This window comes from Glutamicibacter sp. AGC46 (assembly GCF_053543715.1).
The window spans coordinates 167,419-175,730 of record NZ_JBLVOJ010000025.1; the positions used below are offsets into that span (position 1 = coordinate 167,419).

At 61.8% G+C, this 8,312-nt stretch carries 7 protein-coding genes; 5 read left to right on the forward strand and 2 right to left on the reverse strand.

Features of this window, described 5'->3' with window-relative positions:
- The first annotated feature begins 409 nt into the window (after positions 1 to 409).
- The 4 genes from ileS to ndk are packed head-to-tail and all read left to right on the forward strand — an operon-like array spanning position 410 to position 5,913.
- Entirely contained in the window at positions 410 to 3,670 is a 3,261-nt protein-coding gene (gene ileS / locus ACNPM8_RS15760; protein ID WP_448940174.1) for an isoleucine--tRNA ligase, read from the forward strand.
- Positions 3,671 to 3,726: 56 nt separating this feature from the next.
- Entirely contained in the window at positions 3,727 to 5,022 is a 1,296-nt protein-coding gene (locus ACNPM8_RS15765; protein ID WP_388022955.1) for a bifunctional folylpolyglutamate synthase/dihydrofolate synthase, read from the forward strand.
- On the forward strand, positions 5,022 to 5,456 hold the full coding sequence (locus ACNPM8_RS15770) for a DUF4233 domain-containing protein (protein ID WP_105658487.1): 435 nt from the start codon (positions 5,022 to 5,024) through the stop codon (positions 5,454 to 5,456). Before ACNPM8_RS15765 ends, ACNPM8_RS15770 begins: the two co-directional genes overlap by 1 nt.
- 40 nt (positions 5,457 to 5,496) lie before the next feature.
- Positions 5,497 to 5,913, forward strand: coding sequence for a nucleoside-diphosphate kinase (gene ndk / locus ACNPM8_RS15775; protein WP_105658488.1), 417 nt, complete (start codon positions 5,497 to 5,499; stop codon positions 5,911 to 5,913).
- A gap of 63 nt (positions 5,914 to 5,976) precedes the next feature.
- On the opposite strand, the gene ACNPM8_RS15780 is transcribed toward ndk, so the two are convergent.
- Together ACNPM8_RS15780 and ACNPM8_RS15785 are read right to left on the reverse strand one after the other, a co-directional pair.
- Positions 5,977 to 6,183, reverse strand: coding sequence for a hypothetical protein (locus tag ACNPM8_RS15780; RefSeq protein ID WP_105661425.1), 207 nt, complete (start codon positions 6,181 to 6,183; stop codon positions 5,977 to 5,979).
- 352 nt (positions 6,184 to 6,535) lie between these two features.
- Positions 6,536 to 7,825, reverse strand: a complete 1,290-nt coding sequence (locus tag ACNPM8_RS15785) for an AI-2E family transporter (RefSeq protein ID WP_434690687.1) — start codon at positions 7,823 to 7,825, stop codon at positions 6,536 to 6,538.
- A 243-nt stretch (positions 7,826 to 8,068) separates the two neighbouring features.
- Between ACNPM8_RS15785 and ACNPM8_RS15790 the strand changes: the two genes are divergently transcribed.
- The gene (locus ACNPM8_RS15790; protein WP_448940175.1) at positions 8,069 to 8,287 is read left to right on the forward strand and encodes a hypothetical protein; all 219 of its coding nucleotides are present in this window, start codon (positions 8,069 to 8,071) and stop codon (positions 8,285 to 8,287) included.
- Positions 8,288 to 8,312: the final 25 nt, after the last annotated feature.

Consider the following 8,312-nt stretch of genomic DNA (forward strand, 5'->3'; position numbering starts at 1 on the left):
TAGTTCTCGTGGGGAAGATATTGATTATGGACCCTATGCGGGGCCTTGCGGCAAGGCCCCCTGGGCGCGCTATCCTGAAAATGCAGGGAATGGCGTTTTCGGTTTTCCAGCTGCGTACTGTGAGCCTGCGCTCACTTGCATTTCGAAGGCTGCTGGGAATTTTCAGCTGGGGCATCACGCGGTAGGATATAAGGACTGCGACTTTGATCCGGCTATCACCGGTGAGTCTTCGGAAGAACCGCGAGCATCATGAACGCCAAGTAGAACCGAACGGGACCAGCCCGTCACAGCTGAAGATAAGCGATTCCCCATCATTGCGGCGGGGGATAAGCGGGGTGGTACCGCGGCATTCGTGCCGTCCTCGTAGGCAAGGATTTATCGACCCTACGCTTGAAGGACGGCCCATTCGATGAGCTTCTACCCGAAGGTCACTACAGACCCAACCGGTTCGACCCCGGCTTCACCGCGATTCCCAGATCTTGAGAAGCGCGTCCTCGAATACTGGAAGAACGACGACACTTTCCAGGCCTCCATTGACCAGCGCGAGGGCGAAGAATTCGTCTTCTACGATGGCCCTCCCTTCGCCAACGGCCTGCCGCACTACGGCCACCTGCTCACCGGCTACGTCAAGGACCTGGTAGCGCGCTACCAGACCCAGCGCGGCAAGCGCGTGGAGCGCCGCTTCGGCTGGGACACCCACGGCCTGCCAGCCGAGCTGGAAGCCATGAAGCAGCTGGGCATGACCGACAAGAAGCAGATCGAAGCCATGGGCATCGACAAGTTCAACGACGCCTGCCGCACCTCGGTGATGAAGTATGCCGATGAGTGGAAGCAGTACGTGAACCGCCAGGCTCGCTGGGTCGACTTCGAAAACGACTACAAGACCCTGAACGTCGAGTTCATGGAATCGGTCATCTGGGCTTTCAAGCAGCTTTCGGACAAGGATCTGACCTACAAGGGCTTCCGCGTGCTTCCATACTGCTGGAAGGACGAGACCCCGCTGTCCAACCACGAGCTGCGCATGGACGACGACGTCTACAAGAACCGCCAGGACCAGACCGTCACCGTGGGCTTCACCATCCTTGCCGGTGAAACCGAAGCCTCCAAGGCACTTGCCGGCGTGCAGGCCCTGGCGTGGACCACCACCCCGTGGACCCTGCCAACCAACGCCGCACTGGCCGTGCACCCGGCGATCGACTACGTCGTGGTTCCTGCAGGCGAGGCCGGCGTGAAGGCTTCGGCCGCCGCCGGGCCCTTCCTGCTGGCCCGCGACCTGCTCGGCTCCTACGCCAAGGACCTGGGCTACAAGGATGCCAAGGAAGCCGCTGCGGCCATCACCGCCAGCTACACCGGTGAGCAGCTTGCCGGCGTGCGCTACCAGCCGCTGTGGGACACCTACACCGACACCGAGAAGTACGGCACCGAAAACGCCTGGCAGATTCTCACCGCCGACTACGTCACCGTGGCCGACGGCACCGGCATCGTGCACCAGGCTCCGGCCTACGGCGAGGATGACCAGAAGGTCTGCGAAGAGCACGGCATCCCGGTGATCCTCTCGGTAGACGAGGGCGCCAAGTTCCTTCCTGTCTTCGGCAACGGCCCGCTGGCCGAGATCGCCGGTGTGCAGGTCTTCGACGCCAACAAGACCATCACCAATGTGCTCAAGGACGAGGCCAAGCTGGTCAAGCAGGCCTCCTACGAGCACTCCTACCCGCATTGCTGGCGCTGCCGCACCCCGCTGATCTACCGCGCGATCTCCTCGTGGTACGTCGAGGTCTCCAAGTTCAAGGACCGCATGGTCGAGCTGAACGAGCAGATCAACTGGATCCCGGGCAATGTCAAGCACGGCCAGTTCGGCAAGTGGCTGGAAAACGCCCGCGACTGGTCCATCTCGCGCAACCGCTACTGGGGTTCGCCGATCCCGGTGTGGGAATGCACCGGTGCCGAATGCGAGCACCGCGAAGTCTTCGGCTCGCTGCAGGAAATGCAGGACTTCTTCGGCCGCATGCCGGTCAACCACGAAGGCCAGCCTGACCTGCACCGCCCATTCATCGACGAGCTGACCAAGGCCCATGAGGGCTGCGCCGAATCCGGCACCCTCAAGCGCGTGGAAGACGTGCTCGATGTCTGGTTCGACTCCGGCTCGATGCCGTACGCCCAGGTGCACTACCCGTTCAACAACCAGGAATGGTTCGATTCCGGCCACCACCCGGCGGACTTCATCGTGGAGTACATCGGACAGACCCGCGGCTGGTTCTACACCATGCACGTGCTCTCCACCGCGCTCTTCGACCGCCCGGCCTACACCAACGTGATCTCCCACGGCATCGTGCTGGGCTCGGACGGGCAGAAGATGTCCAAGTCCCTGCGTAACTACCCGGATGTCACCGAGGTCCTGGACCGCGACGGCTCCGATGCCATGCGCTGGTTCCTGATGGCCTCGCCGATCCTGCGCGGCGGCAACCTGGTCGTGACCGAACAGGGCATCCGCGATGGCGTGCGCCAGGTGCTGCTGCCGCTGTGGAACGTCTGGCACTTCTTCAACCTCTACACCAACTCCGCCAACAACGGGGCCGGCTACGAGGCCAAGCGCTCGATGGACTCCACCGACCCGCTGGACCAGTACATGCTGGCCGCCACGGGCCAGCTGGTGCGCGAAGTCACCGAGGCACTGGATTCCTACGAGGTCTCCGATGCTACCGAGGCCGTGCGCCAGTACATGGACACCCTGACCAACTGGTACGTGCGCCGTAGCCGCCAGCGTTTCTTCGATGAAGACACCCAGGCCTTCGACACCCTGTACACCGCGCTGGAAACCCTGGTGAAGGTCACTGCTTCGCTGCTGCCGCTGGCCAGCGAAGAGATCTTCCGCGGGCTGACCGGCGAACGTTCGGTGCACCTGGAGGACTGGCCAGAAGTCAGCGAATTCCCAACCGACGCCGCGTTGCTGGAAACCATGGAAACCACCCGCAAGATCTGCTCCGTGGGCTCCTCGCTGCGCAAGGCCAAGAACCTGCGCGTGCGCCTGCCGCTGGCCGAGCTGAAGGTTGTGCTCACCGGCGCTGCCCGCCTGGAAGGCACCTACGCGTCGATCATCAAGGACGAGCTGAACCTGAAGGCCGTCACCTTGATCGATGCCGAAGGCGTCGACGCCGCCAGCTACGGCATCAGCCAGCAGCTGGTAGTGAACGCCCGTGCGGCCGGTCCGCGCCTGGGCAAGAACGTGCAGCAGGCGATCAAGGGCGCCAAGTCCGGGGACTGGTCGGTCACCGACGGGGTGGTCACCGCGGGAGGACTGGAACTGGCCGAGGGCGAGTACACCCTGGACACCGTGGTGGATGCAGCAGGCGAAATTGCCGCGGCAGTCATCGACGGCGGCTTCCTGGTGCTGGATACCGAGGTCACCGAGGCACTGGCTGCCGAAGGCACCGCACGCGACATGATCCGCTCCATCCAGTCCGCCCGCAAGGACGCGGACCTGCAGGTATCGGATCGCATCCACACCGTGGTCACCGCCAACACGGCCGCCATCGCGGCACTGGAAGCGAACCGCGAGCTGGTGGCAGGTGAAACCCTGACCGCGCAGCTGGAGCTTGTCGCCGATGATTCGGTAGATGGCGAGCAGGTCACCGTGGCCAAGCTGGATTCTGGAAAAGTCGAGGCCAACTAGTGAGTGAATTGGACCGCGTCTACGCGCAACTGCTCTCCCGTGCGCCGGAAAACAAGATGGAACCGCGCATGGATCCGATGTTCCGCGCGATGGAGATCCTCGGCGAGCCGAACAAGGCTTGCCCGGTCATCCACATCACCGGCACCAACGGCAAGACCTCGACCGCACGCATGATCGAGTCGCTCTTGATGGCGCACGACTTGCGCACCGGCCGCTACTCCTCGCCGCACCTGATCTCGGTCACCGAGCGCATCGCCATTGACGGTGCCCCGGTAGACGACGGGACCTTCGTGCGCGTGTGGGATGAAATCAGCCCGTTCCTTCAGATCGTGGACACCGAGCTCGTCGAGCGCGGCGAAAACAAGCTGACCTACTTCGAAGCTGTCACCATCCTGGCCTTCGCGGTTTTCGCCGAGGTTCCGGTGGATGTCGTGGTGCTCGAAGTCGGCCTGGGCGGCATCACCGACGCCACCAACGTGGCAGATGCCGACGTTTCGGTGATCACCCCGATCTCCTTGGACCACACCGATCTGCTGGGGGATACCCCGGGCGAGATTGCCGAAGAAAAGGTCGGCATCCTCAAGCCCGGCGGCTACCTGGTCTCTTCGGTGCAACCGGTGGATGCCGCCGACGTGCTGCTGGCTCGCGCCCGCGAGCTTGAGGTGCCGGCAGCTTTCGACAGCCTGGACTTCAAGCTCCTGGAACGCCAGCATGGCGTGGGTGGGCAGCTGCTGTCCATCCAGGGCCAAGCGGCGCGCTACGACGAGATCTTCCTGCCATTGTTCGGTGCCCACCAGGCGCAGAACGCCACCGTGGCCTTGGCTGCGGTGGAGGCCTTCCTGGGCGGCGGCCAGCGCGAGCTGAATGCCGATCTGGTCCGCGACGGCTTCGCGGCCGCCACCAGCCCGGGCCGCCTGGAACTGGTCCGCGCGGCACCGAGCATCCTGGTGGATGCCGGCCACAACCCGGATGGCATACGCGTCACCGCAGAGGCGATCAAGGAATCCTTCGGCTTCACCCGCCTGGTGCTGATGGTTGGCATCTTGCAGGAGAAGGACGCCGAAGCAATGCTTTACACCATGCGCGAGCAGTACGGTGACATGGTTGAGGACATTTGCATCACCCAGTCGTCCTCGCCGCGGGCCATCCCGGCCGGCGAACTGTCCACCATGGCGATCGACGCTGGCTGGCCGGAAGAGGACATCCACGTCACCGAGGACCTGGAAGATGCCATCGAATGGTCGGTGGGCCGCGCCGAGGCAGGCAACGACTTGTCCGGCGGCGTGCTGGTGACCGGTTCGATTACACTGGTGGGCGAGATTTCACTGTTGCTCAAGGGAGGCGAATCCTGATGGCTAAACTCACCCGTGCCCAGCGCGAGTGGCGTCCTGGGATGAAGAAGAAGCAGCGCTCCACGAAAATGATGTTCGCATCAACAGTGCTGGTCTGCGAGGCGCTGCTGGCGGTGTTCGTCACCCTCGCGGCCTTCGGGCTCAAGCGTGGCGGAGAACCGGTGGTCGTGCTCAGCCTCGGCGCTGCCGTGGCGCTGCTGTGCATCTTCAACTGCGCCCTGCTGGGCAAGAAGATCGGCTACATCATCGGCTGGATCCTGCAGGTAGTGTTCTTCCTGTGCGGCTTCATCCTGCCGGACATGTTCTACCTCGCAGCGGCCTTCGCCCTGTGCTGGTGGTATGCGCTGAACAAGGGCGGCGAAATCGACGCAGTGAACAAGCGCCGCGCCGCCGCCCAAGAAGCCTGGGAAAAAGCGAACCCCGAGCAAGCCTGAGAACCTAAGAAGTACATCAACGATACGAAGAGGTAGTCACATGACTGAACGTACCCTGATCCTGGTCAAGCCAGATGGCGTCAAGCGCGGTCTGACCGGACAGATCCTTGGCCGCATTGAAGCCAAGGGCTACACCATTGCCAAGCTGCAGCAGCTGGAAGCTACTCGCGAGCTGCTCGCCGAGCACTATGCAGAGCACGAAGGCAAGCCATTCTACGAGCCGCTGGTTGAGTTCATGCTCTCCGGTCCGGTGGTGGCGATCGTGGCTGAAGGCCAGGGCGTTATCCCCGGCTTCCGTTCGCTGGCTGGCACCACCGACCCGACCACCGCGGCTCCAGGCACCATCCGTGGCGACTTCGGCCGCGACTGGGGCCTGAAGGTCCAGCAGAACCTGGTCCACGGTTCGGACTCCGTCGAGTCCGCCGAGCGCGAGATCGGCATCTGGTTCGGCAAGTAGATCGAAACGCGAAAATCCCGGCAGTTGGAAACTGCCGGGATTTTTCATGCCTGGAAGCGGGTCCTAGAACCAGTCATCCAAACTGTCCTGGGCGAGCATAGCTCCTTGCGGGCTAGCTGCCTGCTGCACCGAACTTCCGAGCGCCTGTGCGGTCGAGTCCAGCGGCAGCTGCTCTGCAGCGCCGATCCTGACCACCTGGTGGTGGTCGGTGATAGGGCCGACTATGTGCGAAAGATACTTATCTGCTCCGTCATTGCTGAATTCCAGCACGTGGATACCTCCCAGTCTTCAGTGCGCGTTAGCACATTGATTGCGGGCGAAGCGTGGCGCGGGTTTTCCCTGTTGGGGAAAACGAAGACATGCAGCAAAACTTCTCAAGGCGATTGCGCATCCCGCGTCGCTCCACTTCCATCACTTCAGTCACATTAAACACACAAACCACATCCACGGCAACGCGGGATCGGGTCCACCGGTCTTGTCCCCAGCGCGAAAACCCCGGGAAGCCGGGGCTGGATGAGGGCATGAACTCTTTGAGAATTAATTGGAAATAATTCGATCAAGAGCATTTAAGTGGCAAAAGGAAGGGCGCCCCTGACGTGCAGGAGCGCCCCAGCCGCAACAGCTACTCGGAATCCTTGAGGGATTCCTGGTGCTGTTCCTTCGCTTCGAGTTTGTCGAAAGCCGCTTGCTCTTCGCTGATCTCGACTTCAGACTTGATGTCCTCGCTGGCTTCAGCCACCGCATCGGATTTGTCGCGCCCGGTCCATACCTTGATCACCGCCCATGAAGCGGCCACCAGTGGCACCGCCAGGACGGCGCCAACGATGCCTGCCAGGACGGTGCCTGCGGTCAGTGCCATCAGCACGACCAGTGCATGCAGGCTCAGGGCGTTGGCCATGACGACCGGCTGCAGGAAGTTGCCCTCCAGCTGGTTCACCAGGATCACCGCAGCCAGCACGATCAGCGCCACCACAGGTCCGTTGGTAACCAATGCAATCAGCGTGGCCAAGATGCCGGCAACGGTCGCACCTACCATCGGCACGAAGGAGCCGAGGAAGACGATGACGCCTAGCGGGATGGCCAGTGGAACCTGCACGATCAGCAGCGTCGCGGTGATGCCCAAAGCATCCACTGCGGCCACGGTGGCAGTACCGCGGATGTAGCCGCCGAAGGTGCGCAGCGCGCGGTCGCCGGAAAGAATCCACTTGTTGCGGTAGTGGCGTGGAGTCCATGACACGGCAAAGGCCCAGATCTTGTCGCCGTCCTTCAGGAAGAAGAACAGGATTACCAGCAACAGGACCAAGCCGGTCACGAAGCTGCCTGCTGCGCTCAGCGTGTTCAAAGCGCCGGTGCCGAACTGGGAACTGGTCAAGAAGCCGGTTACCGTTTCGACAACATTATCGATCTGGCTCTGGTCGACGCTGAAAGGCATCGTGCCGATGAAGCCCTGAACCATGTCATTGAGCTGGTTGAAGCCCTCAACAGCTTGGTCAACGAGCTTTGGCCATTCCTTGATGACCGAGAAGACCAGGCCGGTGCCAATGCCTCCGAGGACCAATAGGGATCCGAGGAAAACGATCCATGCTGCCAGCATCGGGGAAACAAACTTGCGCAGCTTGACCACCAGGGGCCACAACGCACAGGAAATGATGACGGCCAGCAACGTCGGGATCACGATCATGGTCAAGCGGAGCATGCCGATGATGAGGAATGTTGCCAGCGCGCCAACTACCAGCAGCTGGGCGCTTCGAATGCCTAGGCGTCCTAGCAAATCGGTCCACAGGCTGGTGACCGTGAAATCTGGTTTGGCGTCCTTGGCCGGAACACGGTGGTGCTCGGCGGGTGTCGGCTTGTCGTCCTGAGGTTGCTTTTTCAACAACGCGGCGGGCCTGACCTTACGGAAAAAAGCCATAGTCGCTCCTTGTAGCTGGTTCTGATAGCTCTAACAATAGGCTAACGACTTGACAAGGTCCCAAGGCAACACCGAAATGCTGATTTTTTGGCGTTCACACTGGCCACTAACCCGTTTTCGTGCCCGAATGCATCGATTCGTGCACCCACGGGCTGATTTCCCCGGCATTCCTGCGGCGTCGTCTCTGCAATGATGCTGGGCTTGAACTAGCGGGGGATCAATGCCGACGGGCATCGAAACCCGGTGGTCTTCTTTGAAACCAGTGGAAATAGCAGTGACGGAAGCCTCGGGCAGAAGTCCCGCGGCAAGTTGATTCGCCAAAATGTTCTTGTGCTCAAGGAATTGCTGCTCGGAATGGCATCGGGCGAAGTCCAACAAGAAGATCCAGAACGCTGGGAGGAAATCCCTCACCAGCCGGTGACGGGCTATCAGACCGATTATGCGGGTCTGGTCCAGAAGTGAACTGACGCAGCAGAGCTGGGGGGGG